Raw genomic sequence first — 26,154 nt, 5'->3', positions numbered from 1 at the left:
GCAATGATCAGCCGTACGTCACGCCAGCCACACCGTGGTGTCGGCAGGCAGGGCGCCGTCCTCCAGAGGGCCGCTCGCCAGGACGACCGTGCCCGGGGGCAGGCCGATCGGCTCGGGGCCCAGGTTGGTGACGCAGGTCAGGCCGGAGTCCCGGCGGAAGGCGAGGACCTGGCCGGTCGTCGGCAGCCAGGTCAACGTCCCGTCCCCCAGCGACTCCCTGCGGATGCGCAACGCCGTGCGGTACAGGTTGAGCATCGAGCCCAGGTCCGTACGCTGGGCCTCGGCCGTCAGCTTGCGCCAGCCCTCGGGTTGCGGAAGCCAGGGCGTGCCGCCGCCGAAGCCGAACGGCGGCTCCTCCCCCGACCACGGCAGCGGGACACGGCAGCCGTCCCTGCCGGGGTTGGCTCCGCCGGACCTGGCGTACATCGGGTCCTGGCGCAGCTCGTCAGGAAGGTCCTCCACCTCCGGCAGGCCGAGCTCCTCTCCCTGGTAGACGTAGACCGAGCCGGGCAGCGCCATCGACAACAACGCGGCCGCGCGGGCGCGGCGGTAGCCGAGCTCCAGGTCGGACGGGGCGCCGTGGAGGCGGCCGCCGTGCTGGAACGCGGTGTCGGCGCGGCCGTAACGGGTGACCGGCCTGGTCACGTCGTGGTTGGACAACACCCAGGTCGGCGGGGCGCCGATGGGCGTGTGGGTGGCCAGGGTCAGGTCGATCACGCGGCGCAGCTCGGCCGCCTCCCATGGGCAGGACAGGAAGTCGAAGTTGAACGCCGTGTGCAGCTCGTCGGGGCGCAGGTAGCGGGCGAAACGCTCCTGATCTGGGAGCCAGACCTCCCCGATCAGGACGCGCTCGCCGTACTCGTCGGCCACCTCGCGCCACCGGCGGTAGACGTCGTGGACCTCGTCGAGGTCTTCGTAGCCGGTGTCGGACTTGAACAGCAGGGCCGCCGAGTCGATGCGGAAGCCGTCCACGCCGCGCTCGAACCAGAACCGCAGCACGTCCTCGAACTCCCGGTGCACGTCGGGGTTGGCCCAGTTGAAGTCGGGCTGCTCGGGGGCGAACAGGTGCAGGTACCACTGCCCGTCGGGCACCTGTGTCCAGGCCGGCCCACCGAAGATCGACTGCCAGTCGTTCGGCGGCTCGTCGGCGAACCAGAACCGGTCGCGGGCCGCCGGGTCCGCCAGCGCCTCCTGGAACCAGGCGCTCCGCGTCGAGCTGTGGTTCGGCACCACGTCGATGATGACCTTGATGTCGAGCTCGTGTGCCTCCTCGATGAACCGCCCGGCCTCGGCCAGCGTGCCGAAGACCGGCTCGATGTCGCGGTAGTCGGCCACGTCGTAGCCGCCGTCGGCCATCGGCGACGGATACCACGGGTTGAGCCAGATCGCGTCGATCCCGAGGTCTTTCAGGTACGGCAGGCGGGAGCGCAGGCCGGCGAGGTCACCCACGCCGTCACCGTTCCCGTCGGCGAAACTCCGCAGGTAGACCTGGTAAATCGCGGCCCCCCGCCACCACGTTTGCGACATGCGCTCATCCCTTGATGCTCCCGGCGGTGAGTCCCGCCATGATGTGCCGTTGGAAGACGAAGAAAACGATGATCATGGGGATGCCGGCGATGACGAGGCCGCCCATGACCTGGTTCTGGGTCACCGCCCCGGCCGTCTGCGACAGGCCCACGCTGATCGTCATCTTCTCGCTGTCGGTCATGACCAGCAGCGGCAGGACGAAGTCCTTGAACGCGGTGACGATCGTGAAGATGGACACCACACCGAGGATCGGCCTGGAGACCGGCAGCACCACCGACCACAGGACCCGCAGCGGCCCCGCGCCGTCGATCTGCGCCGCCTCGATCAGCTCCCGCGGTATGGAGTCGAAGAACCGCTTGAGCAGGAAGATGTTGAAGCCGTTGGCCGCCGCGGGGAACCACAACCCCCATGGATTGTTGAGCAATCCCAGGTCCACGATGGTGACGTAGAGCGGGATGAGGATCACCATCGGCGGGATCATCAGCGTGGCCAGCATCGCGCCGAGGATGACGTTGCCGAACATCGGCCGCAGCTTCGACAGCGCGTACGCCGCCGTGACGTCCACCGCCATGCAGAACAGCCAGGCTCCCAGCGAGTAGTAGGCGGTGTTCGCCAGCAGCGTGCCGATGTCGAACAGCTCCCACGCCTCGAAGAAGTTGCCGAACGCCGGATCCTCAGGGAAGAGCGTCGGCGGCATCTCGGCGATCTCCTCCGGCGTCTTCATGGCGCCGGTGATCATCCAGTAGAGCGGGAAGACGAAGGCCAGGGTGAACAGGACGACGACCGCGACCAGGACGAGCCAGTAGATCCGCCGCCCCCACCGGCTGTTGAGCTGGTGCGGCGAGACGATCGTGCGGAACTGCACGTGAATGGGCTTCGGCGCCCTCTTGCGTCTGCGCCTGGCCGCCACGTCCGCGCCGATGGCGATCACGGCTTGTCCTCCCGGGTGGTGCGGAGCTGGACGGCGGCGAAGACGAGCAGGGCGAGCATGAGCAGCATGCCGAGCGCCCCGGCCTGGCCGTAGTTCATCTGCGAGAAGGCGAACTGATACATCAGGTACGCCACGCTCACGGTCGCGTTCTCCGGGCCGCCGCCGGTGAGCATGTACGGCTCGATGAACACCTGCATGGTCGCCACGATCTGCAGCATCAGCATGAGCAGCAGGATCAGCCGCGTCTGCGGGATCGTGACGTGCCGGACGCGCTTGAGGATCCCGGCCCCGTCGAGCTCGGCGGCCTCGTACAACTCGGGTGGGATGTTCTGCAGCGCGGCCAGGTAGATCAGGGTCGCGCTGCCCATGTTCATCCACGTGGAGACGAGGACCAGCGAGATCAGCGCGGTCGACGAGCTGTCCAGCCAGGCCAGCGGCGGCAGATGGAAGAAGCCGAGTATCTGGTTGAACAGCCCGGGCCCCGGATCGTAGAACCACTGGAACAGCAGCACGGCCACGATCGGCGGCAGCATGACCGGCAGGTAGACCACGAACCTCAGGTAGGCGCGGGCGTGGCGCAGCTCGTTGAGCACGAGCGCGACGACGAACGGCACGGCATAGCCGCACAGCAGTGCCAGCACCGTGAACTCCACGGTGTTCAGCCAGGCCTCGCCGAAGGCCGGGTCCTGGACGGCGGCCTTGAAGTTGTCCAGTCCCACCCAGGTCGGCGGGTTGATCAGGTCGGTCTTCTGGAAGCTCAGAATGAACTCCCTGACCATCGGATACCAGGCGAACACCGTGAAGCAGAACAGCGCCGCGCAGAGGAACCCGTAGGCCGTCAGATTGCGCCTCACCATGTCTTTCAAGGTCAGCCCTTGGCCGCCAGCATCGTGTTGGTCTTGGTCTCGGCGTCGGCCAGCAGCTGGTCGATGTTGGCGTCCTTCCGGCTCAGCACACCTGACATGACCACGTCGAGGATGGCGTACAGCTCCTGCGCGTGCACGGGCTCGGCCTTCGGCGGGATGGTGGCCGCGGCCTGCACGTACGGCTCGTAGTTCGTGACCGGCAGCGAGGCGTTCTTCACCCGGTCGGCCTGGATGGCCTTGCCGGTGGGCGAGTCGCCGTACACGTCGTTGTCGGGCACGCCGACCGGGTTGCCGTTGGCCTTGCCGCGGGCGAAGTCGAAGCGGCCCTTGCCGACGGTGTTGAAGCGGAAGTCGATCCACGCCATGCCGGCCTTGGCCTGCTCGGGCGTGGCCTTCGGGTTGATCATGTACGCCTCGCCGCCGCTCAGCGACGCCTTGGCCTCGGGGAAGCCGGTGATGCCGTAGTCGGCGACGTTGCCCTTGAACTTGTTGACCACGTCCGTGACCACGTCGGGGGCGCCGAGCATCATGCCGACCTTGCCGCTGCCCATCGCCATCATCAGCGACTCCCAGCCGACGAGGAGCTTGCTGCCCATGCTGTTGTCGACCCAGCGCATGTCGTGCAGGTTCTGCAGCACGGCCTTGCCCTCGGGCGAGTTGAACGCCGCCTTCTTGTTGTCCGGGGTCAGGATGGCGCCGCCGCGGCCGTAGATGGCCTGGGTGAAGTGCCAGCCGCCGGTGTTGCCGCCGGAGTACTCGCCGTAGCCGACGAAGCCGGGGCCGAGAGCGGCTATCTTCTTCGCCGCCTCGCGGACCTCGGCCCACGTCTTGGGCGGAGTGTTCGGGTCGAGGCCGGCCTTGGTGAACAGGGCGCGGTTGTAGACCAGGCCGACGCTGTAGTGCACGTTGGGGACGCCGTACACCTTGCCGTCCTTGGTGACCAGCTCGCGTACGTCGGGGCGCAGGTCGTTCCAGTTCTTGATCGTGCTGGTGTACGGGGTGACGTCGAGTGCCTGGCCCTGGGCGATGACGTCGTCGTAGTTGGTGACGGGCACCACGAAGACGGTCTCCATCTGGCCGCCCGCCAGTTTGGGGCCGAACGTCTTGGGGTCGAAGCACGGCTGCTGGTCCGTGCTCTTGACCGTCACGCCGGGGTGCGCCTTCATGAACTCGGCCACGTCCGCGTTCCAGGCCTGCCGCTCCTTGGGCGCGGATTTGGCGGGCCGGCAGGCCACCGTGATCGTCACGGAGTTCGCGGATGACGACGAGGGCGCTTCGCTGGACCCGCAGGCGGTGGCCGAGACGCCGATCACGGATGCGATTAAGAGGCCGGTGGATCTCCGCATGGTCTGACCCTTCTGATGCGAGGTGCCCACACCATAGGATCGGCGACCGAAGTGCGCAATATTTCGACTGCCTATTGCAAGATAACGACTGAGTTACGCGCCTACCGTAGTACCCGTGACCTCCGCACGGGCCGGGGTCCCTTGAGGGAAAGGATGGAGGCAGAGCGCGACGCTCCCACCGCTCGCACAGGCGGAGGTCCTTCGGTGGGAGGGATGGGTGAGGGCCGGGGATCCGTCCGCTGGGTGCCGCGGCGGGGCGGGCGTCAGGTGGTGGCTCGGGCGGTGGAGGCGCGGACTACCAGTTCGGGCTCGAACAGCAGCTCGTCCGCCGGCACCGCCGCCTTGTCGATCTGCGCCACCAGCAGGTCCACCGCGGCCCTGCCCATGGCGTCGATCGGCTGGCGGACCGTGGTCAGCGGCGGCTCGGTGCAGTTCATCAGCGCCGAGTCGTCGAAGCCGATGACCGAGATGTCGCCGGGCACGGCGAGCCCGGCACGGCGGGACGCGCGCACGGTGCCGAGCGCGAGCAGGTCGCTGGCGCACACCACGCCGGTCACACCCCGCTTGACCAGCCTGGCGGCGGCCGCGTGGCCGCCCTCCAGCGAGAACATCGTGTGCTCGACCAGCCCGGCGTCGCCGCCCTCGGCCAGGAACGTCTCCAGCTTGCGCCGCGACGGCATGTGGTCCTTCGGCCCGAGCACCATGCCGATCCGCTCGTGGCCGAGCGCGCGGAGATGCGCGACCGCGATCTCGGCCGCCACCACGTCGTCGCACGACACCTGCGGGAAGTCGAGGTGCTGGACGGCCGCGTTGACCAGGACCGTGGGCAGCTTGCGCTCGTGCAGCAGCTCGTAGTGCCCGTGCGCGGCGTCGGCCTGCGCGTACAGGCCGCCGGCGAAGACCACGCCGCTGACCTGCTGCTGGAGCAGCAGGTCCACGTAGTCGGCCTCGGAGACACCGCCGACCGTGCGCGTGCAGAGCACCGAGGTGAAGCCCTGCTGCGCCAGGGCGCCGCCGACCACTTCCGCGAAGGCGGGGAAGATCGGGTTCTGCAGTTCGGGGAGCACCAGGCCGACCAGCCTGGCCCGGTCGCCGCGCAGCTGGGTGGGGCGCTCGTAGCCGAGCACGTCGAGCGCGGTCAGCACGGCCTCGCGGGTCGCGTCGGAGACCCCGGGCTTGCCGTTGAGCACGCGACTGACGGTCGCCTCACTCACTCCGACCTTCTTCGCCACCTCTGCGAGTCGTCGTGTCATGCGCAAACTATACGGCCTGGCACGCAAGCGCTTGCAATGGCTTACGTTGAGCGAACGTCACGCCTTGCGCGGCGCCCACAGCGGATTTCCGGCTCCCATCCGCTTTCTGACCAGCACCGACGGACGGAAGCTCACACCTCCTGTTAGTCGTGGATTTGCGCAATCTCATCGAAATATTGCGGCCATCTGCTCGACATCCTATGGTTCGGCCATCCGCCGTACCCGCCGAAGGGCCACCCCCATGAGAGCTCTGTTAGCCGCCCTTTCGTTAGCCATCGGACTCGTGACCGCTCCCTGGGCCGCGCCTGCCCAGGCCGCGGCCGACACGAATCTCGCGGCCGGCAAGACCGCCACCGCGAGCAGCCACACCGACGTGTACCCCGCCGCCAACGTGACCGACGGCAACCAGGCCACCTACTGGGAGTCGGCCAACAACGCCTTCCCGCAGTGGGTCCAGGTCGATCTCGGCACGGCCGCGAGCGTCAACAGGCTCGTGCTCAAGCTCCCGTCCGGATGGCCCAGCCGGACGCAGACGCTGACCGTCCAGGGCAGCACGAACGGCTCCAGCTTCACCACCATCGCAGCCTCGGCCACCTACACCTTCAACCCGGCCGCGACCGTCACTGTCACCGGGACGACCACCCGGTACGTCCGGCTGCAGATCACCGCCAACGCTGGCTGGCCGGCCGGTCAGCTGTCCGAGTTCGAGGTCTGGGGCAGTGCTCCGGACACGGGCGCCAACCTGGCCCTCGGCAAACCGATCTCCGCCTCCTCGCACACGCACACGTACGCGGCCGCGAACGCCAACGACAACAACGTCCAGACCTACTGGGAAGGCGGCGCCTACCCCAACACGCTCACCGTGCAGCTGGGCGCGAACGCCGACCTGACGTCGATCACGCTCACGCTCAATCCCGACCCCGTGTGGGCCAGTCGCACGCAGACCATCCAGGTCCTCGGCCGCGAGCAGAGCGCGACCGGCTTCACCACACTGGTCCCCTCGGCCGCCTACACGTTCGACCCCGCGACCGGGAACTCGGTGACGATCCCGGTGACCGCCAGGGTCGCCGACGTCCGCCTGCAGATCACCGCCAACTCCGGCGCGCCGGGCGGCCAGGTGGCCGAGTTCCAGATCTTCGGCACCGCCGCGGCCAACCCCGACCTGACCGTGTCCACCTTGGCCTCGGCTCCGGCCGCGCCGGTGGAGACCGACGCGATCACGCTGTCGGCCACGGTCAGGAACGCCGGCACCGCGGCCGCCGCAGCGACCTCCGTGACCTTCTACGCGGGCACCACCAAGGTCGGCAGCGCCGGCGTAGGCACGCTGGCCGCAGGGGCGTCGACCACCGTGTCGGCGAATATCGGCACAAGAGAGGCCGGGACCCACCAGCTCTCCGCCAAGGTCGACGAGAACAACACGGTCATCGAGCAGAACGAGACCAACAACACCACGACCGGCACGCTGACCGTGAAGCCGGTCGACACGGCCGACCTGATCGCCTCCCCCGTCGCCTGGACCCCCGGCAACCCGGCCGCGGGCTCCGCGGTGACGTTCACCGTGGCGATCAAGAACCAGGGAACGATCGCCTCCAGCGGCGGCGCCCACGGCATCACCCTCACCGTCACGAACGAGTCCGGCACCGTCGTCCGCACCCTGACCGGCTCGGCCACCGGCGCGATCGCCCCGGGAGCCACGACCGGCCCGGTCACGCTGGGCACGTGGACGGCGGCCAACGGCAGGTACACGGTCAAGACCGTGCTCGCCGACGACGCCAACGAGCTGCCGGTCAAACGCGCCAACAACACCAGCGAGCTGCCGCTCTTCGTGGGCCGCGGCGCGAACATGCCCTACGACACATACGAGGCCGAGGACGCCGCGATCGGCGGCGGCGCGGCCCGCGTGGGCCCGAGCAGGGAGATCGGCACGGTCGCCGGCGAGGCCTCGGGACGGCGCGCGGTGACGTTGCACCAGACCGGCGCGTACGTCGAATTCACCACCAAAGCTCCCACGAACACCCTGGTCACCCGCTTCTCGCTGCCGGACGCCCCGGGCGGCGGCGGCATCGACTCCACCCTGAACGTCTATGTGGACGGCACGTTCCTGAAGGCCATCAACCTGACCTCCCGCTACGCCTGGCTCTACGGCCCAGAGGCCAGCCCGGACAACAACCCGAGCTCAGGCCCGCCCCGCCACATCTATGACGAGGCGAACCTGCTGCTCGGCACCACCGTCCCGGCCGGCCACACGATCAGACTGCAGAAGGACGCGGCCAACCCGCACACCTACGCGATCGACTTCGTCGACTTCGAGCAGGTCACGCCGCTCGCCAACCCCGACCCGGCGAAGTACGCCGTACCGACCGGGTTCACCCACCAGGACGTCCAGAACGCCCTCGACCGAGCCCGCATGGACACCACCCTGACCGGCGTCTACCTGCCCGCGGGCGACTACCAGACCTCCTCCAAGTTCCACGTCTACGGCAAGCCGATCAAGGTCGTCGGCGCCGGACCGTGGTTCACCCGCTTCCACGCCCCGTCCGGCCAGGAGAACACCGACGTCGGCTTCCGCACGGAGGCTTCGGCCAACGGCTCGGCGTTCGCGAGCTTCGCCTACTTCGGCAACTACACCTCGCGCATCGACGGTCCTGGCAAGGTGTTCGACTTCTCGAACGTGGCCGATATGACGATCGACAACATCTGGGTCGAGCACCAGGTGTGCATGTACTGGGGCTCGAACACGGACAACATGACGATCAAGAACTCACGCATCCGCGACGTGTTCGCCGACGGGCTCAACATGACCAACGGCAGCACCGGCAACCATGTCACCAACATCGAGACCAGGTCCACGGGCGACGACAGCTTCGCGTTGTTCTCGGCAACCGACAACAACCCCGGCGAGCAGCACGGCAACGTCTACGAGAACCTGACCTCGCTGCTCACCTGGCGGGCCGCCGGTGTGGCCGTCTACGGCGGCTACGACAACACCTTCAGGAACATCTACGTGGCGGACACCCTGGTCTACTCGGGCGTGACGATCAGCTCGCTGGACTTCGGGATCCCGATGCACGGGTTCGGTGCGAGCCCGCCCACGACGTTCGACAACATCTCACTGGTACGGGCGGGCGGCCACTTCTGGGGGCAGCAGACCTTCCCGGCGATGTGGTTGTACTCGGCGTCGAAGGTGTTCCAGGGCATCCGGATCACCAACCTGGACATCGTCGACCCGACCTACCACGGGATCATGTTCCAGACCGACTACGTCAACGGTCAGGCGCTCAACCCGGTGCGGGACACGGTCTTCACGAACGTGTCGATCAGCGGGGCGCGCAAGAGCGGCGACGCCTTCGACGCCAAGTCAGGCTTCGGCATCTGGGTGAACGAGCTTCCGGAGCCGGGCGAGGGCCCGGCCGTCGGCGCGGCCACCTTCAACGGCGTGCGGTTCAGTGACAACCACCAGAACGTCAAGAACACGACCTCGACGTTCACGCTCACCGTCAACTAGAGCTCGGCCCTGGTGGGCAACCCCTGCCAGTCGCTCACGCTGGTCACCGCGGCGGCGCTCAGCAGCGCCCCGCGGTACAGGCGTTCCTGCGGGGTGAGACCGTCCAGGGCGGCGCTGATGTAGCCCGCGGCGAACGCCTCCCCCGCGCCCGCGGTGTCCACGATCGGCACCTGCCAACCTTGGACGTCGTAGCGCATCCGATCCGCCCGCACGCTGGCCCCCTTGGCGCCGCGGTCCACGACGACCTCCCGCTCCGGCGTGAGGGCCGGCTTGACGAGGTCGAGCTCGTCCTGGCGAAGGAAGAGCAGATGCGCGGCGCAGGCCAGCTCGCTGAGGGTCTCCTCGGCCTCGCGTACCGACGGCCACAACTCGGGGACGTACTCGACGGCGAAGGAGATCATCACCTCGGCGTTCCTGGCGGCGCTGACGGCGGCGCGTACGGCGTCCAGCGCGTCTATGCCGAGGCCGGCGGTGAGGCCGGTGACGTGCAACATCTTCGACGCGCCTATCCGGTCGATGGGCACGTTGCCGGGCGCGAGCCGCGACCCGGCCGAGCCGGTGCGGTAGTGCGTGACCTTGAGGTCGCGGGCCACCCGGCTCTCCCTGAGCAGCAGCCCCGTGCGCAGCCCCTCGGACACGCGCATGTCCGCCACGTCCACGCCCTCGCCCCTGAGCACGGTGAGCGCCCTGGCGCCCAGTTCGTCGTCGCCGACCTTGCCCAGGTACGCGCACGAGTGACCGAGCCTGGCCAGCGCCACGGCCAGCGTGAACTCCGGCCCGCACACATCCAGCCTGGCCTCGCTCTCGTGGCGAACCCGGCCGCTGGAGACGACGCCGAGCGGCTCGCCCAGCGTGTAGACGTCGGTCATGGACCAGACTGTAGTGGGTCAAGTCAACCTAAAACGGATTTTTTCGCATAAGTCCAGGTTGCGACCGTGATCAAATTTTTTCTGTAACTTTAGCCAACCTTTTCCCTATTCTGTGCCTCAAAGTAGTAGAGGAAGTCGGCCACCCCAGGCCGGCTTCAACGTGATACGGGGAGAGGAATCAGCACCCTCATGAGAAGAATCGCACTAGGTATCGTCTCCGCCCTCGTGGGCGGGGCCATGCTGGTGTCGGGGGCGGGGGCCGCCTCCGCCACCAAGGCAGACACGCAGCTCAAGATCCGCGACATCACGCCGAACCCGGTTGTGGTGGAGGCCGGCGCGGAGACGACTGCTTACTTCGACATCGGGGCCAGCTCCGACGTCCAGAAGGTCGAACTGAGCGTCGCTCCCGCCGACGACGGCTTCCGCACGATGCGGACCAAGGACGTCAAGGACCTCGAGGGCTGGCGCTTCGCGATCGGCTTCAACGAGAACGACCCTGACGGCAAGTGGAAGGCCACGGCCGTGGCCTTCGACGGCGCCGGCAAGCAGATCGCCAAGGACGAGGCGTTCTTCGCGGTCGAGATCAACAAGGGCAAGGCGGAGACTGCCATCTGGAGCTTCCGCGCCGACCCGTACAAGGTCCGCAAGGGCAAGTCGATCTACTTCTCCGGCCGCCTCGTCGTTGACGACAACGGCTGGGAGGGCGTCCGTGGCGAGAAGGTGAACGTCTACTACCGCGCCAACGGCTCCAGCGCCTGGAAGTGGGTCGCCTCCGACTGGACCGGTCATGGCGGCAAGTTCTACGCCAAGACGAAGGCGTGGAAGAGCGGCACGTTCCGTGCCGTGTACGCGGGTGACGACGAGCTCGAGGGCGCCAAGAGCCGCACGGACTACGTGCGGGTCTACGGCTCCTGGTGGCGTCGCTGATCCACCACGCTGAGGCCCGGTCCCCTCGGGGGCCGGGCCTTCGGCTTGTCCGGATCCTTTACCTTCTCCCAGGTTTATCGATCACCTGATCGCCGCATGGACAGTCCCATTGTCGTGATCGCCCTGGAAGGAGCCCCCGCATGCCGCATTCCCTCCTCGCCCTCGTCCTGACGAGCACGCTGGGAGCGGCCCCTGCACCCGACCTGACCGTGCGGTACGAGCCCCCCGGCTCGCCCCGCGCCGAGCTGGCCAGGAAGGTGTTGAAGGAGAGCGAGGCGCTGAAGACCAGGATCAAACTGCCCAAGCCGGTCGAGGTCGTCGCCCGCGACTGCGACAAGCCGTCGGCCACGTGGGACGGCGCGGAACGCCGGATCACGATCTGCTACTCCCTCGTCGGCGAGGTCCGCCGCACGCTGATCGGGATCTCGCAGACCGAGGAGGCCGACGCGCGCGCCACGGACCGCCGTGTCGACGGCGCGCTGACCGCGCTCTTCCACCACCAGCTCGGGCGGGCCCTGGGCGCCATGAACGGCCTGCCCGACAGCGAGGCGCGGGCCGACCAGTTCGCCGCGCTGACGCTCGCCTCGGACGCGCCGAAGCGGGTGCCGGCCGCCGCCGAGGCCCGCCACCTGCTCGCCAGTCATGCCGGACTCGGCCGCCTCTCGGGGCAGGAGGAGTCCGCCACGTTCGCCTGCCTGCTGTACGGCGCCGACCCCGCCAGGCACGCCCGCATCGCCAAGGGCGGCTGGGTTCCCGCCGCACGCGCTCCGTTCTGCGCCGACGAGTACAAGCGGGTCAGGTCGGCCATCGGTGCCATGGCCCCAGTGAAAGCCGGCACGTAGCGGGTAGCGTCCGAGTATGGCTGAGGACCTGCTCAGAGACTATGACCCGTTCGACATCTTCGACGCCGAGGCGGCCAGGCTCGACCGGTTCTTCGGCGGCCTCGGCGAGAGCGGGTGGAGGCGGCCGTCCCGCTGCGCGGGCTGGTCGGTCCGCGACGTGCTGGCGCATCTGGCGGGCGAGGAGGCGTACAACCACGCCTGCCTGGACGGGACCGTGCAGGAGCTGATGGACCGGCTGGCCGACGAGGGCGTGAGCGGGTTCAACGACTTCAACGAGTGGTGCGTGCGCGAACGCCGCGACCTTCCCGTCGAAGAGGTGCTGGAGGAGTGGCGGGTCAAGAACGGCGAGACGCGGCGGCGCATGCGGGAGCTCGGCCGCGACGCCATGCTCGACACGATGGCCGGGCCGTACCCCAACGGGTTGCAGGCCTTCCACTACGACTCCGAGTACGCCACCCACGCCGACGACGTCGGCGCGCCCGTGTCCGAGGACGAGGCCGACGACAGGACGTTCTGGCGGGTGGCGGTGGGGCGGTTCGTGCTGGCGGAGCAGGACGCCAAGGTGCAGGTCGAGCAGACGGCCGAGTACATGTGGGTGGCGCTGGACGGCATCACGGCGACGCTGTCGTACCCGGAGTTCGTGGAGGCCACGGTCGGGCGGGTGCCGGACTCGCACGGGCTCGACCCGCGCATCACCGCGGCCCTGAGGTGCCTGGCCTGAGAGGAGCTTGATCATGTGGCTGCGTAACCGTGAAGGCACGGAGCCACTGAGCGCGCGTAGCCCGTTGCGTGCCCGGCGGATCCTGTCCCTGGTGGCGCTGGTGCTCGGCGTCGTGGCGGCGGTGGTCTTCGTGATCATCGCCATGAGCACGGGAGAGCAGGTCTGGCGCTGGGAGGCCGCGATCGCCGCCGTGGTGGCCGTCGTCGCCGCCATCGACCTGGCCATGCTACGGCGCCGCCGTTCAGGTGGTCAGCAGCCTTCAGGTGGTCAGCACCGCGACCAGTAGGAGCAGGATCACCACAGCGCCCACCGTGAAGATCAGCCAGACGTGCGTCAGCGCCCACATGCGCATCCGATCACCGTACGCCTGCGGGAAGAGGTCCCCGCCCGCCTCGATCCTGTTGATGGCCTCCACACGCTTGGCCAGCTCGGGATCTTCCCGCTCGAGCTGCTGCTCGATCTGGGCGAGGATGCGGCGTTCCCTTCCAGAGAGACCCATCACACCACCACTGCTGCTGCTCTCACGCCGGTGAAATCCATGTACCCACCAGTAGGCGGGGCATGCCCGCCGCTTCTAGTGGGGGAACGCCTTGGGCGGGCGGGGCCGGATCTCGTCCCGGTACGCCGCTATTACGGCGGCGACCTGCCGTGCCAGCACGGTGTCCTCGATGCGCTCCAGATAGAGCGAGCGGCGGGCCAGCCCGTCGAGATCTACCGCGAAATAGAGGGCCATGAGTGGATTGATGAACAACTCGCTGCCGCGCGTCCGCGCGGTGAAACGTACGTCACCGAACTCACCGCGCACCGCGGCCGCGATCGAGCCGTTCACGATGCTGGGGTAGTCCGGCATCTCGGATCGGGCGTGGGCGACCGCGTCCAGGTAGAGCGCGCCCGGTTTCGTGGCCCTGGACAACGAGAACGCGCCCAGGTAGGCGCCGTCGCGCTCCAGCGCCGCGAGATTCTCCAGGACCTGTACGTGGTTGACACCGTGATAGGCGTCGACGCCGAACCCGAGGCAGGCGACGATCTTCTCCCGCAGGTCCAGTCCGTGCACGGCGGCGAGACTGGCCATGTCCTCGACCGGCGTGCCGAGACCGGCCTCGTCACCACGCATGAGGATGTCGGTGCCGCCGTCCACCAGGACGATCGTGTCGACGCCGAGCCGGCCGATCAACCGTGCGTAGGCGGCACGCAGCGGCCGCACGCCGACCTTGGGGAAGGCGTACACGGTCGCGGGCAGGCCCTGCGCGTCCAGCCAGCGGGCGAGGGCCCGCTCGGGGAAATACCAGTCGCGGGAGGCCGTGTCCGGGCCTATGACGGCGACGTCCTCGTCCAGCCAGGCGTCGATGTCCAGTGACTCCAGGCGGCTGAACGACAGGTTGGCCAGGTGGACCTCCTTGCCCTGGTCGCGCAGTGCGAGGGCAAGCGGTAACCCGGCGTAGACGTCGAAGCCCCCGCCCGCTCCCGCGACGAGGATCCTTTCGGAGGCCTCGAGGCGGGCGGACAGGGGCGAGTCGAGCATGCGTCAGATTTTGCCGTATCGCTGCTTGAAGCGTTCGACGCGACCGGCGGTGTCGAGGATGCGGCCCTTGCCGGTGTAGAAGGGGTGGCTGGCCGACGACACGTCCACGTCGACGACCGGATAGGTCTTGCCGTCCTCCCACTCGATCGTCCTGTCGCTGGTCAGGGTGGAGCGGGTGAGGAAGGCGAAGCCGGCGCTGGGGTCGCGGAAGACCACGGGACCGTACGCGGGGTGCAGGTTCTTCTTCATGACCCGCCCAACCATACGACAACGGTTTTCATTCCCTGGCTTCGGGATCGAGCCCCAGCACCGTCCGACCGCCGTCCACCGGGACGGTCGCGCCGTTGACGAAGGCGGCCTCGTCCGACAGCAGGTACGCCACCACGGCGGCGACCTCGCCAGGGGTGGCCACCCGTCCCAGGGGGTGGAGCGCGGCCAGCTGCTCTTCGACGGCCGCGGCCTCCTCCGGAGTCCGGGAGGCCAGGAAGGACTCGTAGCGTTCGGTGGCCACCGTGCCTGGGGCGACGGCGTTGACCCTGATGCCGCGCCTGCCGTACTCGACGGCCAGCGCCCTGGTCAGGCCCTCGGTGGCGGCCTTCGCGGTCGCGTACGGGAGGCTGCCCGGCACGGCTCGGGTGGCCTGGTGTGAGGTGACGTTGACGATGGCGCCCGGGATGCCGGCGGCGAGGAAGTGGCGCACGGCGGTGGCGCAGCCCACGACCGCCAGGTCCAGGTTCGCCGCGATCAGCGCCCGCACCTCGGCGATCGGTGAGGCGTGGACGGAGGCGTCACGGAACACGGCGGCGTTGTTGACCCAGCCCCTCAGCGTGCCCGATTCCTGGGCCAGGTCGGCGGCCCAGGCGGCGACCTCCTCGTCGGCCGCGTCGCCGATCACGGGCATCACCCTGGGGCCGGCCCAGGCGAGGGCGTCGGGGTCGCGTTCGATGGCGACCACGGTGTTCTTCTCACCGAGCAGCCTTTCGACCACGGCCTTGCCGATGCCCCGCCCGCCACCGGTGACCACATAGGAAGAACTCATGAGTCCATGGTCGCGCTCGCCTCGAGGGGCGTGACCTTTATCACCGTATTTCAGGCTGGTGAACGGGAACGATCCGTGACGTGATCGCCGCTCCCGGCCCGAAGTCGCCCGCGCGCATGATCGGCGCACTCGCGATCACGCAGACCGCCGGGTACGGCGTGCTCTATTACGCCTTCGCGGTGTTCATTCCGCCGATGTCCCGCGACCTCAACGCCGGGATCGCGCAGCTCACCGGGGCGATCACGCTGGCCGTCCTGGTGTCGGGCGTCGTGGCGCCCGTCATCGGCCGCTGGCTGGACCGGCACGGCGCTCGCGGGCTGATGACGGTCGGCTCCGCGCTGGGCGCGGCCGCGGTGCTGGCGTGGTCGCAAGTGAGCTCCGTGGCGCAGTTGTACCTCGTGTGCGCGGTGCTCGGCGTTGCGTCGGCCATGGTCTTGTACGAGGCCGCGTTCGCGGTGATCGTGGCCTGGTTCGACGCGGCGCGGCGGGCGCGGGCGCTGCTGGCCGTCACTGTGGTCGCCGGGTTCGCCTCCAGCATCTTCCTGCCGCTGACCGGGTTCCTCGTCGAGCGGTACGGGTGGCGGCAGGCGCTGGTCGTTCTCGCCGCCGGGTACGCGCTGACCGCCGTGCCCCTGCACGGCCTGGCGGTGCGGAGCCGCCGGGCGCCGCCCCACGTGAACCGGGGCGAGATCGTCGGCGCCGCCTTGCGGGAGCGGCCCTTCTGGCTGCTGGCCGCCGGGTTCCTCACCCATACCGGGGCGGTGGCGGTCATGGGCGTGCTGCTGGTCACGTACCTGATCACGCTGGGGCACCCGCCGCTGTTCGCGGCGAGCGTGGCGGGGCTGCTGGGCGTGCTCTCGGTGACCGGCCGGCTGGTCACCACGGGGCTGCAGGCGCGCTGGCGGGTGGCGCCGATCACGGCGGTGATGTTCGGGCTGCAGGGGCTGGCGGCGGTGCTGCTGCCGCTGGTCGGGCGAAGCGTGGCGGGGGCCGTGGCGGCGGTGGTCCTGTTCGGGCTTGGCTTCGGGGTGGCGACGATCGCCCGGCCCGCTCTGCTCGCCGACCGGTACGGCACCGCCGCGTACGCGTCGTTGAGCGGGGCACTCACGCTGCCGATCACCGTGGCCAAGGCGGTCGCGCCGTTGATGGCGGCCGGGATCGCGCAGTTCGCCGGGTATCCGGCGGTCATGGCGGCGGTGGCTGCGGCCTGCGTACTCGGGGCGCTGTCGCTGGTGGCCTACGATAGGTCCCCTGCCGCGACCTAGCGGATCGCCCTCCGCGAACTTACGATCCGTTCCCCCACGATCACGTAAGGTAGCCGCATGGATACCGCCTCCCAGGTTCTGCACCGCGTGTTCGGCTACGACTCGTTCCGTGCGGGTCAGCAGGAGATCATCGATCACGTCGTGGCCGGCGGCGACGCGCTCGTCCTCATGCCGACCGGCGGCGGCAAGTCGCTCTGCTATCAGATCCCCGCCCTGGTGCGCCCCGGCGTGGGTGTGGTCATCTCCCCGCTCATCGCGCTGATGCAGGACCAGGTCGACGCGTTGCGGGCGCTCGGCGTGCGGGCCGGGTTCCTCAACTCGACGCAGGATTTCGGCGAGCGCCAGCTGGTGGAGGCCGAGTTCCTGGCCGGCGAGCTCGACCTTCTCTACCTCGCCCCCGAGCGGCTGCGCGTGGAGGCCACGATGCGGCTGCTGGCCAAGGGCGACATCTCGGTGTTCGCCATCGACGAGGCGCACTGCGTGGCGCAGTGGGGCCACGACTTCCGCCCCGACTACCTCGCGCTCTCCGAGCTGCACGAGCGCTGGCCGGAGGTGCCGCGCATCGCGCTGACCGCGACCGCCACCCCGGCCACGCACGCGGAGATCTCCTCCCGACTCGGCCTTGAGCAGGCCCGCCACTTCGTGGCCAGCTTCGACCGGCCCAACATCCACTACCGCATCACGACCAAGAGCGAGCCCAAACGGCAGTTGCTGGAGTTCCTGCGCACCGAGCATCCGGGCGAGTCCGGCATCGTCTACTGCCTGTCGCGTTCCTCGGTCGAGAAGATCGCCGAGTTCCTGGTGGACAACGGCATCGCGGCGGTGCCGTACCACGCGGGGCTCGACGCCCGCACCCGAGCCACGCACCAGGCCCGCTTCCTGCGGGAGGACGGGCTGATCGTGGTGGCCACGATCGCCTTCGGGATGGGCATCGACAAGCCGGACGTCCGCTTCGTCGCCCATCTCGACCTGCCCAAGTCGGTGGAGGGCTACTACCAGGAGACCGGGCGGGCGGGTCGCGACGGGTTGCCGGCGACCGCGTGGATGGCATATGGGCTGCACGACGTCGTCCAGCACCGGCGCATGGCCATGGAGGGGGACGACGCCCACCGCCGCCGTCAGGTCCTGCACCTGGACGCCATGCTGGCGCTGTGCGAGACCGTCGGGTGCCGCCGGGTGATGTTGCTGGACTACTTCGGGCAGCAGGGCTCCGAGCCGTGCGGCAACTGCGACACCTGCCAGGCGGCGCCCGAGTCGTGGGACGGCACGGTCCCGGCCCAGAAGGTGCTCTCGACGGTGTTGCGGCTGGCGCGTGAGCGGCGGCAGAAGTTCGGGGTCGGACAGGTGGTGGACATCCTGCTCGGCAAGAAGACCGCCAAGGTGCTGCAGCACGGGCACGACACGTTGACCGTGTTCGGTGTGGGAGCCGACCTGGGCAACGCGGAGTGGCACGGGGTGGTGCGGCAGCTCCTGGCGCAGGGGTTGCTGGCGGTGGAGCCTGACCACGGTGCTCTGGTGCTCACGGACGACAGCGCGGCGGTGCTGCGCGGGCAGCGCGAGGTGCTGCTGCGCCGCGACACCCTGCGCCCGGCCCGCGCCAAGGTGGCCGCTTCTGCCAAGGGACGATCGGCCGCCGTCGAGCTCCCGGCGGAGGCCGCCCCGGTCTTCGAGCGCCTGCGGGCCTGGCGGGCCGGCGTCGCGAAGGAGCAGGGGGTTCCGGCGTACGTCATCTTCCACGACGCCACGCTCCGCGAGATCGCCACCCGGTCACCGTCGACACTGGCGGAGCTCAGCTCGGTGAACGGGGTCGGGGACAACAAGCTGGCGAAATACGGCGAGCAGGTCCTCGAAGCACTGGCCGACGCCGACACCTGACGCGGGCGTGGTGGCGACGGCACCTGACGCGGGGGCGTGGTGGTGGCGACGGCCGCACGAAGAACGGTCGTCGCCACCACGTTGGTCGGCCTGGTCGCGGCGGTCCGATGCCCCGCGCGCCGCCGATCGACCGGCCGGACGTGTGTTGTCGGCTCCTGGCGCGGCGGGTGGGCCCGCTCACGATCTTCTCACCGTATCGGACGAGCCGTCGCGGGTTCGCGGGATCCCGGAGCACCAGGTACACGAGGATCGTACGGTGTGCGCGCAGGACGTGCCCGACCGGGGCAGGGGTACTGACCAGTTAAGTTACGTGCACGACGGCCAGTTCGGGTCGCGGCCGAGATAGGCGAGCAGACGGTTCTGAGCGGGCGCGTACGCGGGGACGGTCACCTGCGCGGCGAAACGGTCCGGGCGGTCGGCCTGAGTGACGAACAGCGGGACGAGGTCGAGCAGTTCCTCGGCCATCAGGGGCGGGATCGGGCGGTGCTCGCCGCAGGTCCTGGCCACGTCCCAGCCGTGCACGGCGATCTCGATGGCGCCGACCACGGCCACCATCGGGGTGGTCAGGTGGCGGTCGTGTACGAAGATCAGATCGCCGGCGAGTGTGCCCGCCCAGGTGCCGAGGACCTCGGTGGCGTCGTCCCTGAGGAGCAGGGCCGGGTTGCCGCCTTGGGCATGCCGCCTCCGGGCGGTTCTCCTGGGGTGCGGGCCGACGTGGCCGGTGGCGGCCTCGTTCAGGGTGTGGAGGGAGTCCGTCACGTGATCGAGCAGCCGTTCCAGGGTCCAGCCGGCGCACGGGGTGGGACGGCAGAGGGCGGCCGGGGTCACGACACGAAGGCTGCCGAGCGTGTAGTCGATCGCCCGCTCCAGCAGTGCCACGCCGGCCTTGAGCGCCATTCTCGACTCGCCGTTCATATCGCCTCCTTGAAGGTGGAGACCCCGACGCGGGCGGAAAATCATCGGCTCGGGGGTGACTTCTTCGGCCCTCGTCGCGGGGAGGCGGCGCGTCGTACGCTCAGACGGCCCCGGGGCTCCGGCCCTCTGCCGGTGGCGGAACCTCCAGCGGTCGTGCGGAGTAAGTACGGGCGAGGAGGTGCGATGAGACGGATGGTGGCGCCACTGCTGGTGCTGGGTGCGGCGGTTGCCGGGTGTGGCGCCGGTGGCGAGCAGCCTGCGGCGCGGACGCCCTCGGCGGCCGACAAGGGCACGCTTGCGAGCCCCGGTTCGGTCACGAGTCCGCGCTCGTCCGCCGGCCCTGGTCGCGTCGTCGCCGGGGCCGGGTGCAACGGGACGCCGGTGTTCCTGGGGCAAGGGTTCCCCGAGGTGCGGGGCACGGCGAAGGGAGCTGAGTTGTGGGGACTGCTGTTCGCCAAGGGGCCGCCGCCGCTCCCCCGTGGCGCGGAAGTCAAGATCGTGTGGCGGATGACCGGCGAGGGCCCGCTGCAGGTCAAGGCCGAGCTGCCGGACGGCACGCGGGCCAGGCTCGCGTGGGGTCCTGAGCAGCATGACGGCTCGAGCTGGCGGCGGCCCGGCCAGGAGTGGGGCACGGGGTTCGTCTTCCCGAAGCCCGGCTGCTGGAAGATCGAGCTGACCCGCACACGCGGCTCAGGCCACGCCTGGCTGCTCGTCCGTTAGCGGCCTGCGAAGGGTACCGGCTGCTCGGCCGTCAGCGGCCCGCGACGGGCACCGGCTGCTCGGCCGTCAGCGGCCCGCGAGGGCGCGGTCCACGAAGGCGGTGACGTCGTCCAGGACCTCGTCCTTGTTGACCTCGTTGAACACCTCGTGCCTGGCACCCGGGTAGATCCGCTCGGTCAGGTCGGTCCCCCGCACGGCGTCGATCCCGCCCCTGCTGGGCCCGAGCGGCACGAGCTGGTCGTCCTCCCCGTGCACCCACAACGTGGGCAGCGCCCCGAACGTGCCGCCCTTGGCGATCGCCGTCAGCGTCGTGGCGAACGCCTCCAGCGTGGCGCGCTTGAACGGCCCGTGCCACACCAGCGGGTCAGCGGCGTACGCCGCTCCCACCGCCGGGTCGCGGGACAGGGTGGCCGGATCGATGGGGATGTCGGGGATCTCCTCCAGGGCAAGCAGCGCGGGGAGCACCTCCCACTCGCCGATCACCGGGCCGGACAACACGAGCGCGGCCAGGCCCGTGCCGTACCGCTGGGCGTAGCGGGCGGCGATCATGCCGCCCATCGAGTGGCCGATCGCCACGACGGGTACGCCGGGGTGGTCCGCCCTGGCGCGCTCCTCGACCGCGTGCACGTCGGTGACCACGTCCTCGAAGTCCTCGATCAGCACCCGGTCGCCCTCCGACCTGCCGTGGCCGACGTGGTCGAGCCCGTAGACGGCGGCGCCGTGCCGGACGAGCCGGTCGGCCACGTGCTCATAGCGGCCGATGTGCTCGCCGTAGCCGTGGATCAGGATGACCACATAGCGGGGCTCGTCGTTGGGCCATTCGCGGACCGTGTTGAGTCCTCGGACGCCGGTGAAGGTGTGCTCTCGCGACTCGGCCATACTCACTGATCACCTGCCGTGTGGATGCCCCGCTCTTCAGTGCAGGGAGGAAACGCGGAAGGGTGGGCCATTTTCGTCTCCCGTTTGTCGGTGGCGGTCGGTAATCTTCTGGTCATGTCCCGTTACCGGCTGCAGCCCACCCCTGCTCAGGAGGCGGCGCTGGCCGAGCATTGCGGGCACGCTCGATTCGTGTGGAATTTGGCGGTTGAGCAGCATGGGCATTGGCGGCCGGGCCGTCAGAGCGTGCCCGGGTTCGCCGAACAGTGCCGCCAACTGACCGAAGCACGGGCGGAGTTCGCCTGGTTGCGCGCGGGATCGATCATCGTCCAGCAACAGGCCCTGAAGGACTTCGCCCAGGCGATGGCGAACTTCTTCGCCGGCACCCACCGCAAGCCGACATGGCGCAAGCGAAGGCGGAGCGAAGGGTTTCGCATCGTTGGCAAGCGGGGCCGGCATTGGGATGTGCGCCGCCTCTCCCACAACGTCGGCGAGGTGAAGATTCCCAAGGTGGGATGGGTGCGGTTCCGTTGGTCCCGCGCTGTTCCCGACGGCGTGAAGTCGTTTCGCATCACCCGGGACGCCTCCGGCCGCTGGCACGTGGCATTCGCCGCCATCCCCAGCCCGATCCCAGCACCTGGCACGGGCGCGGCGGTGGGGGTGGACCGCGGCGTGGCCGTCAGCGCGGCACTGTCCACTGGTGAGATGCTGAACGCTCCAACGCTGCGGCAAACGGAGAAGAGACGTCTGTCGCGGCTGCTGCGCAAACTGGCCAGGGCCACACGCGGATCGAAACGTCGGGCCAGGATCAAGCGGGCCATCGCCCACCTGAGGGCGCGGGAGACGGACCGGTGCAAGGACTGGGTGGAGAAGACCTCCACCGATCTGGCCCGCCGTTTCGATCTGATCGCCGTGGAAGACTTGAAGATCAGAGACATGACGCGGTCGGCGAAGGGCACCCGTGCCGAGCCCGGGCGCAACGTCCGGCAAAAGGCCGGCCTCAACCGAGTCATTCTCGCTTCTGGCTGGGGCCGGCTCGTTGAACGCCTGGAGCACAAGGCCCCAGGCCGGGCGGTGAAAGTCAGCCCCGCGCACACGAGTCAGCGGTGCTCGGCGTGCGGGATCGTGGATCGGGAGGCGCGCGAGAGCCAAGCCGTCTTCCGCTGCCGGTCCTGCGGATACGCCGACAACGCCGATGTGAACGCGGCTCGCAACATCGAACACGCGGCAGGGCATGCCGTGTCTGCGCGGGAAGGGCCACGGGTTGCCGGGCCGGTGCACCGCGAACCTCAACCTGTCTTCCTCTCAGCTTGAGTGGGTGGGTTGGAATCCCCCTCATTTACGAGGGGGAGGATGTCAATCCTCGATCGAGATGTCGGCGAGCCTACGTCGACCGCTCGCCACCGACAACCGGCATACGCTGAAGGCTGTGATGATCCCGTTGCCGATGAGGGAGATCGCGCCCGGAGCGGTGCACCTGCCCGGCTGGCTCGCGCTGGAGGAGCAGCAACGCCTGGTCCGGGCCTGCCGCGCATGGGCCAGGGGCCCGGTGCCGATGCGGCACACGGTGCTGCCCGGAGGCGGTGTCATGTCCGTGCAGACGGTGTGCGTGGGCTGGCACTGGCAGCCGTACCGCTACACCCGCCTGGCCCACGACGTCAACGGACGCAAGGTGGCCGACTTCCCCGACTGGCTCGGCGAGCTCGGCCGGCGGGCCGTTGCCGACGCCTACGGCCGGCCCGGCGACGACTACGCGCCCGACACCGCGTTGATCAACTTCTACGACGGCCAGGCCAAGATGGGCATGCATCAGGACAAGGACGAGAAGTCCGACGAGCCGGTGGTGTCGCTCAGCATCGGCGACACCTGCCTGTTCCGCTTCGGCAACACCGAGACGCGCGGCAAGCCGTACACGGACGTGGAGCTGGCCTCAGGCGACCTGTTCGTGTTCGGCGGCCCGTCGCGCCTGGCCTACCACGGCGTGCCCAAGGTCTATCCGGGGACGGGCGACCCGGCCACCGGTCTCGCCTCCGGCCGGCTCAACATCACGATGCGGGTCACCGGCCTCCGGTGACAAAGTCGAAGTCGTCGTCGGAGAGCGTGCGCCGCAGGATCCGCAGCACCTTGGCGGCGTCGTCGTCCGGCCCCTCCATGTAGAAGGGCTTGCCGTCGCGCCCGAAGGTGATCGACGAGCCGCCCTCCCACTTGCCCAGCGCGTCGGACGCCGGCCCGAAGTCCTCGTGCGGCTCGAACCCGAGCGTGCGGGCGTAGTCCACGGACCCGTACACCAGGTGCCTGGCCAGCTCGATCGGCACCTCCTGCCAGCCGGCGTATTCGCCGAAGAAGAACTCGCGGAAGCGCCGCAGCTCGCGGTCGTCCATCACGTCGGGGCCCATGGCGCTCTTCACGCCCAGGCAGAAGACGTCGGCCAGGTAGCCGCAGACCGTCACCCGGTCCCAGGTGTGCCGCCGGGCCACCAGCACGCTCACCAGGCCTTCCGTGCCCGCCTCCGGCGCCTCGTCGGCCCACCCGCGTGCCGGGTCCACGCCGAGCCCGGCGCTCCAGCCGACGTTGATCCAGCAGCCGACCACCTCGGGCTCGCCGGTTTCCGTCGTCTCCGCGGCGATCTCCCGTACCAGCGGCGCCACGACGGACGGCGGCACCTTGAGGGCGCGGGCGATCTCCTTCGGGGAGCGGCCCTGGGCGCGCAGCTCGCGTACCTGCTTCTTCAATTCCGCTGTGTCCACCGGGGCAGCCTAACGGCGGCGGGCGGCGAGCCACCACCGGCCCTCATTCGGACAGGCGGCGGGCGAGCCAGGCCAGGGCGAGCGGGTACCGGTATTCGATGGCGCCGTGCCCGGCGTCGAAGAGCTCGAAATACACCCGCTCGTCCGGTACGCCGGCCGCCTCGAGTGCCCGGCGGAACGCGACCGCGCCGAAGTCCAGGAAGTACTCGTCCTTGTTGCCGGCATCCACCCAGATGGCCCGCATCGACCGCAGTGCCGCGGCGTACTTCGGCTCGCGGGCCATCACGACGGGATCGTGGTCCAGCCAGCGCCGCCACACCTCCGGCACGAGCGCGCCGATGTCGTCGAACGGCAGGTGCACGGCGCCGTCCTCGTCGGCCGAGTACGCGGCCGCGTAGGCGTACATCTCCAGCAGCTCCAGGTCGCCCTCCTTGGTGCCGGCGAGCCGGCTGCGGAAGTCGGCGAGGAACTTGACGTACGAGCCGTCGTACATGTCCCGCAGCCTGCGCGCCAGTTCGGGGAACGACCGCTGCGCGCTGACCTCGAACAACGCGTCTCCGGCATGCGTGGCGAGGGCGCCGAAGACGTCCGGCGCCAGCATGGCGGTCACCATGGCGCCGTACCCGCCGCTCGACTTGCCGGTGACCGCGCGATGATCGCGGTCGGCGATCGTGCGGTAGTGGGTGTCCACCCACGGCACGACCTCGTCGCGCAGGTAGGAGTGGTAGCGGCCGGTGGCGGGCGAGTCCAGGTATTGGCTGCCGCCGAGCGCGGTCCACGCGTCCACGTACACGACGATCACCGGCGGCGCCTCGCCGTTCGCGAACACGGCGTCGGCCAGCTCCGGGTACGGCTGGCGGAAGGGCGCCCGGTTCAGCCACATCGTGACGTGGCCGGTGTAGCCGAGCAGCACGTAGACGGTCGGGTAGCGGCGCTCGGGCGCGTCATCGTAGCCGGGCGGCACGTAAACGAGCAGCGGCCGCTCGTGCGGGTCGCCCAGAGGGTTGTCACGCAGCAGGGCGCTGTCGATCACGTGGTGGTCGAGACGGCCGGCCAGATCGGCGGACCAGGGCAGCATGGGATTTCCCTCCAGGGCTCAGCCGACGGACGAGGTCACCGTGTCCACCCCGGTCTGGGTGACGGCGCGTCCGGAAACCAGGACGAGTGCGAGGTTACGCAGGTCGGCGATGCGGTCGAGCGGGTCGCCGCGCACCGCGATGAGGTCGGCTCGTTTGCCTGCCTCCAGGGTGCCGGTCACCGCGCCGACCCCGCAGGCGTCGGCGGCCCGGACGGTGGCCATCTCGACGATCTCCGCGTTGCCGAACCCGGCGTGCGCGAACACCTCCAGGCCGGCGACGTACGCGTCGGTGGGGTTGGGCACGTCCGCCGCGGCGAACCCGGAGTCGGTGCCCGCGATGAGGCGCACCCCGGCCGCCCGCATGGCGACGACCCCGTCCAGCCAGGCGTCGAACATCTCGGAGCCGAAGGTGTCGCGTAATCGCCAGAACACGCCGTGCACGGTGGGGCAGACGTACGTGCCGCTGGCCGCGACAACGTCGGCCAGCTCGGCGTCGTAGCGGTGGCCGGCGGCGGTCAGGAACGTGCAGTGCTCGATGGTGGCGACGCCCGCCTCGACCGAGCTGCGGATCGCGGCGTGCGCGTGGGCGTGGGCGGCGACGCCCTTGCCGCGTGTGGCGGCCTCCTCCACGACGGCGCGGATCTGCTCGGTGCTGTATTGGCGCACCCAGCTCGGCGGCGCGCCAGGCGTCATCTGGCCGCCCGAGACCATCACCTTCAGGCAGTCGGCGCCGGCGCGGAGGTTCTCCCTGGCGACGCGGCGGATGGCGGGTTCGTCGTCGGCCTCGCCGCCCATGTACCAGCAGTGGCCGCCGGTGATCGTGATCGGCCTGGTCGCGGCCAGGAGGTGCGGGCCGACGGCCAGGCCCTCCTCGATCGCGTCACGCAACGCCAGGTCGAGGAAGCCGCGGCCGCCGAGGTCGCGGGCCGTGGTGACACCCGCGGAGACGAGCTTGCGCGCGTTCTCGGCCATGCGGAGCAGCAGGTGGTGGTCGCTCTCGGCGCTGCGCCGCGCCACCGGGTCGACCTTGGCGTCGAACCCGAGGTGCACGTGCGCGTCGATCAGGCCTGGCAGGACGGTGTGGCCGGGCAGGTCGAGCACCTCGCCGGCGTCGCCGGCACTGCCGCGCGGCCCCACGGAGACGATCTCGGTGCCGTCCACGGCGACCTCGCCGCCCTGGATCACCTCCCCGGGACGCCCCGTCAGCACCCTGTCGGCGCGAATGATCCGCATGCACCCCAGCCTGCCACACGGGCCCCTGTCCGCTATGGGGCTTAAGGGCGCGGGAAGGGGATCGTAAGGGCGGCCCGGCACTTTGGAAGCGTCGACA

The 26,154-nt window shown here is 69.7% G+C and carries 25 protein-coding genes; 10 read left to right on the top strand and 15 right to left on the bottom strand.

Annotated features, from left to right (window positions below; all coding sequences use genetic code 11):
• Positions 1–18: 18 nt before the first annotated feature.
• The 5 genes from EDD27_RS52540 to EDD27_RS52520 form a co-directional block, all read right to left on the bottom strand.
• Entirely contained in the window at positions 19–1,527 is a 1,509-nt protein-coding gene (locus EDD27_RS52540) for a glycoside hydrolase family 13 protein (protein WP_127940154.1), read from the bottom strand.
• Between the two features lie 4 nt (positions 1,528–1,531).
• On the bottom strand, positions 1,532–2,458 hold the full coding sequence (locus tag EDD27_RS52535; RefSeq protein WP_241564726.1) for a carbohydrate ABC transporter permease: 927 nt from the start codon (positions 2,456–2,458) through the stop codon (positions 1,532–1,534).
• The gene (locus tag EDD27_RS52530; protein ID WP_127940153.1) at positions 2,455–3,315 is read right to left on the bottom strand and encodes a carbohydrate ABC transporter permease; all 861 of its coding nucleotides are present in this window, start codon (positions 3,313–3,315) and stop codon (positions 2,455–2,457) included. Before EDD27_RS52530 ends, EDD27_RS52535 begins: the two co-directional genes overlap by 4 nt.
• A gap of 11 nt (positions 3,316–3,326) precedes the next feature.
• On the bottom strand, positions 3,327–4,637 hold the full coding sequence (locus tag EDD27_RS52525; protein ID WP_241564725.1) for an ABC transporter substrate-binding protein: 1,311 nt from the start codon (positions 4,635–4,637) through the stop codon (positions 3,327–3,329).
• Positions 4,638–4,933: 296 nt separating this feature from the next.
• Entirely contained in the window at positions 4,934–5,923 is a 990-nt protein-coding gene (locus EDD27_RS52520; protein ID WP_127940151.1) for a LacI family DNA-binding transcriptional regulator, read from the bottom strand.
• Between the two features lie 283 nt (positions 5,924–6,206).
• On the opposite strand from EDD27_RS52520, the gene EDD27_RS52515 reads away from it, so the two are divergent.
• Positions 6,207–9,428: a discoidin domain-containing protein gene (locus EDD27_RS52515; RefSeq protein WP_241564724.1), complete on the top strand. Its 3,222-nt coding sequence runs from the start codon at positions 6,207–6,209 to the stop codon at positions 9,426–9,428.
• Here the strand turns inward: EDD27_RS52515 and EDD27_RS52510 are convergent.
• Entirely contained in the window at positions 9,425–10,297 is an 873-nt protein-coding gene (locus EDD27_RS52510) for a PfkB family carbohydrate kinase (protein ID WP_127940149.1), read from the bottom strand. The two genes, EDD27_RS52515 and EDD27_RS52510, sit on opposite strands and share 4 nt — an antisense overlap.
• A gap of 189 nt (positions 10,298–10,486) precedes the next feature.
• On the opposite strand from EDD27_RS52510, the gene EDD27_RS52505 reads away from it, so the two are divergent.
• The 4 genes from EDD27_RS52505 (at position 10,487) to EDD27_RS52490 (ending at position 13,073) form a co-directional block, all read left to right on the top strand.
• The gene (locus tag EDD27_RS52505) at positions 10,487–11,224 is read left to right on the top strand and encodes a hypothetical protein (RefSeq protein WP_127940148.1); all 738 of its coding nucleotides are present in this window, start codon (positions 10,487–10,489) and stop codon (positions 11,222–11,224) included.
• Positions 11,225–11,364: 140 nt separating this feature from the next.
• Entirely contained in the window at positions 11,365–12,066 is a 702-nt protein-coding gene (locus EDD27_RS52500) for a DUF4344 domain-containing metallopeptidase (protein WP_127940147.1), read from the top strand.
• 16 nt (positions 12,067–12,082) lie between these two features.
• Positions 12,083–12,787 carry a maleylpyruvate isomerase family mycothiol-dependent enzyme gene (locus EDD27_RS52495; protein WP_127940146.1) on the top strand — a complete coding sequence of 235 codons (705 nt, stop codon included), beginning with the start codon at positions 12,083–12,085 and terminating at the stop codon, positions 12,785–12,787.
• Between the two features lie 13 nt (positions 12,788–12,800).
• Complete coding sequence (locus EDD27_RS52490) at positions 12,801–13,073, top strand: DUF6343 family protein (RefSeq protein ID WP_127940145.1); 273 nt, start codon at positions 12,801–12,803, stop codon at positions 13,071–13,073.
• On the opposite strand, the gene EDD27_RS52485 is transcribed toward EDD27_RS52490, so the two are convergent.
• From EDD27_RS52485 to EDD27_RS52470, 4 genes are all read right to left on the bottom strand, one after another.
• Positions 13,047–13,286: a DUF3040 domain-containing protein gene (locus tag EDD27_RS52485; RefSeq protein ID WP_127940144.1), complete on the bottom strand. Its 240-nt coding sequence runs from the start codon at positions 13,284–13,286 to the stop codon at positions 13,047–13,049. The genes EDD27_RS52490 and EDD27_RS52485 overlap by 27 nt on opposite strands.
• Positions 13,287–13,361: 75 nt before the next feature.
• The gene (locus EDD27_RS52480; RefSeq protein WP_127940143.1) at positions 13,362–14,309 is read right to left on the bottom strand and encodes a DUF1152 domain-containing protein; all 948 of its coding nucleotides are present in this window, start codon (positions 14,307–14,309) and stop codon (positions 13,362–13,364) included.
• 3 nt (positions 14,310–14,312) lie between these two features.
• Positions 14,313–14,558, bottom strand: coding sequence for a type B 50S ribosomal protein L31 (locus EDD27_RS52475; RefSeq protein WP_127940142.1), 246 nt, complete (start codon positions 14,556–14,558; stop codon positions 14,313–14,315).
• A 28-nt stretch (positions 14,559–14,586) separates the two neighbouring features.
• Positions 14,587–15,348: an SDR family NAD(P)-dependent oxidoreductase gene (locus tag EDD27_RS52470; protein ID WP_127940141.1), complete on the bottom strand. Its 762-nt coding sequence runs from the start codon at positions 15,346–15,348 to the stop codon at positions 14,587–14,589.
• A gap of 80 nt (positions 15,349–15,428) precedes the next feature.
• On the opposite strand from EDD27_RS52470, the gene EDD27_RS52465 reads away from it, so the two are divergent.
• Together EDD27_RS52465 and recQ are read left to right on the top strand one after the other, a co-directional pair.
• The gene (locus EDD27_RS52465) at positions 15,429–16,613 is read left to right on the top strand and encodes an MFS transporter (protein WP_241564723.1); all 1,185 of its coding nucleotides are present in this window, start codon (positions 15,429–15,431) and stop codon (positions 16,611–16,613) included.
• A 57-nt stretch (positions 16,614–16,670) separates the two neighbouring features.
• Positions 16,671–18,488, top strand: a complete 1,818-nt coding sequence (gene recQ / locus EDD27_RS52460) for a DNA helicase RecQ (protein WP_127940140.1) — start codon at positions 16,671–16,673, stop codon at positions 18,486–18,488.
• Between the two features lie 306 nt (positions 18,489–18,794).
• Here recQ and EDD27_RS52455 read toward each other — a convergent pair whose 3' ends face one another.
• Positions 18,795–19,403 (bottom strand): TIGR03086 family metal-binding protein, encoded by a 609-nt coding sequence (locus tag EDD27_RS52455; RefSeq protein WP_206642050.1) that lies wholly within the window; start codon positions 19,401–19,403, stop codon positions 18,795–18,797.
• A gap of 183 nt (positions 19,404–19,586) precedes the next feature.
• Between EDD27_RS52455 and EDD27_RS52450 the strand changes: the two genes are divergently transcribed.
• Positions 19,587–20,123 (top strand): hypothetical protein, encoded by a 537-nt coding sequence (locus EDD27_RS52450; protein WP_127940139.1) that lies wholly within the window; start codon positions 19,587–19,589, stop codon positions 20,121–20,123.
• Between the two features lie 66 nt (positions 20,124–20,189).
• On the opposite strand, the gene EDD27_RS52445 is transcribed toward EDD27_RS52450, so the two are convergent.
• Positions 20,190–21,002: an alpha/beta hydrolase gene (locus EDD27_RS52445; RefSeq protein WP_127940138.1), complete on the bottom strand. Its 813-nt coding sequence runs from the start codon at positions 21,000–21,002 to the stop codon at positions 20,190–20,192.
• 114 nt (positions 21,003–21,116) lie between these two features.
• Here EDD27_RS52445 and EDD27_RS52440 point away from each other — a divergent pair, with 114 nt between their 5' ends.
• Together EDD27_RS52440 and EDD27_RS52435 are read left to right on the top strand one after the other, a co-directional pair.
• Complete coding sequence (locus tag EDD27_RS52440) at positions 21,117–22,313, top strand: RNA-guided endonuclease InsQ/TnpB family protein (protein ID WP_127940137.1); 1,197 nt, start codon at positions 21,117–21,119, stop codon at positions 22,311–22,313.
• A 106-nt stretch (positions 22,314–22,419) separates the two neighbouring features.
• Positions 22,420–23,073: an alpha-ketoglutarate-dependent dioxygenase AlkB family protein gene (locus tag EDD27_RS52435; protein WP_479680946.1), complete on the top strand. Its 654-nt coding sequence runs from the start codon at positions 22,420–22,422 to the stop codon at positions 23,071–23,073.
• Here EDD27_RS52435 and EDD27_RS52430 read toward each other — a convergent pair.
• The 3 genes from EDD27_RS52430 to EDD27_RS52420 are packed head-to-tail and all read right to left on the bottom strand — an operon-like array spanning position 23,057 to position 26,057.
• Complete coding sequence (locus EDD27_RS52430) at positions 23,057–23,746, bottom strand: helix-turn-helix domain-containing protein (protein WP_241564722.1); 690 nt, start codon at positions 23,744–23,746, stop codon at positions 23,057–23,059. The genes EDD27_RS52435 and EDD27_RS52430 overlap by 17 nt on opposite strands.
• 43 nt (positions 23,747–23,789) lie before the next feature.
• On the bottom strand, positions 23,790–24,824 hold the full coding sequence (locus EDD27_RS52425; protein ID WP_127940136.1) for an alpha/beta hydrolase: 1,035 nt from the start codon (positions 24,822–24,824) through the stop codon (positions 23,790–23,792).
• Between the two features lie 18 nt (positions 24,825–24,842).
• Complete coding sequence (locus EDD27_RS52420; RefSeq protein ID WP_127940135.1) at positions 24,843–26,057, bottom strand: amidohydrolase family protein; 1,215 nt, start codon at positions 26,055–26,057, stop codon at positions 24,843–24,845.
• Between the last annotated feature and the right edge of the window lie 97 nt (positions 26,058–26,154).

The sequence above is a fragment of the Nonomuraea polychroma genome (assembly GCF_004011505.1).
GTDB lineage: Bacteria > Actinomycetota > Actinomycetes > Streptosporangiales > Streptosporangiaceae > Nonomuraea > Nonomuraea polychroma.
Note: the sequence above shows the minus strand (reverse complement) of the source record. Positions and strands in the feature narration are given on the sequence as shown.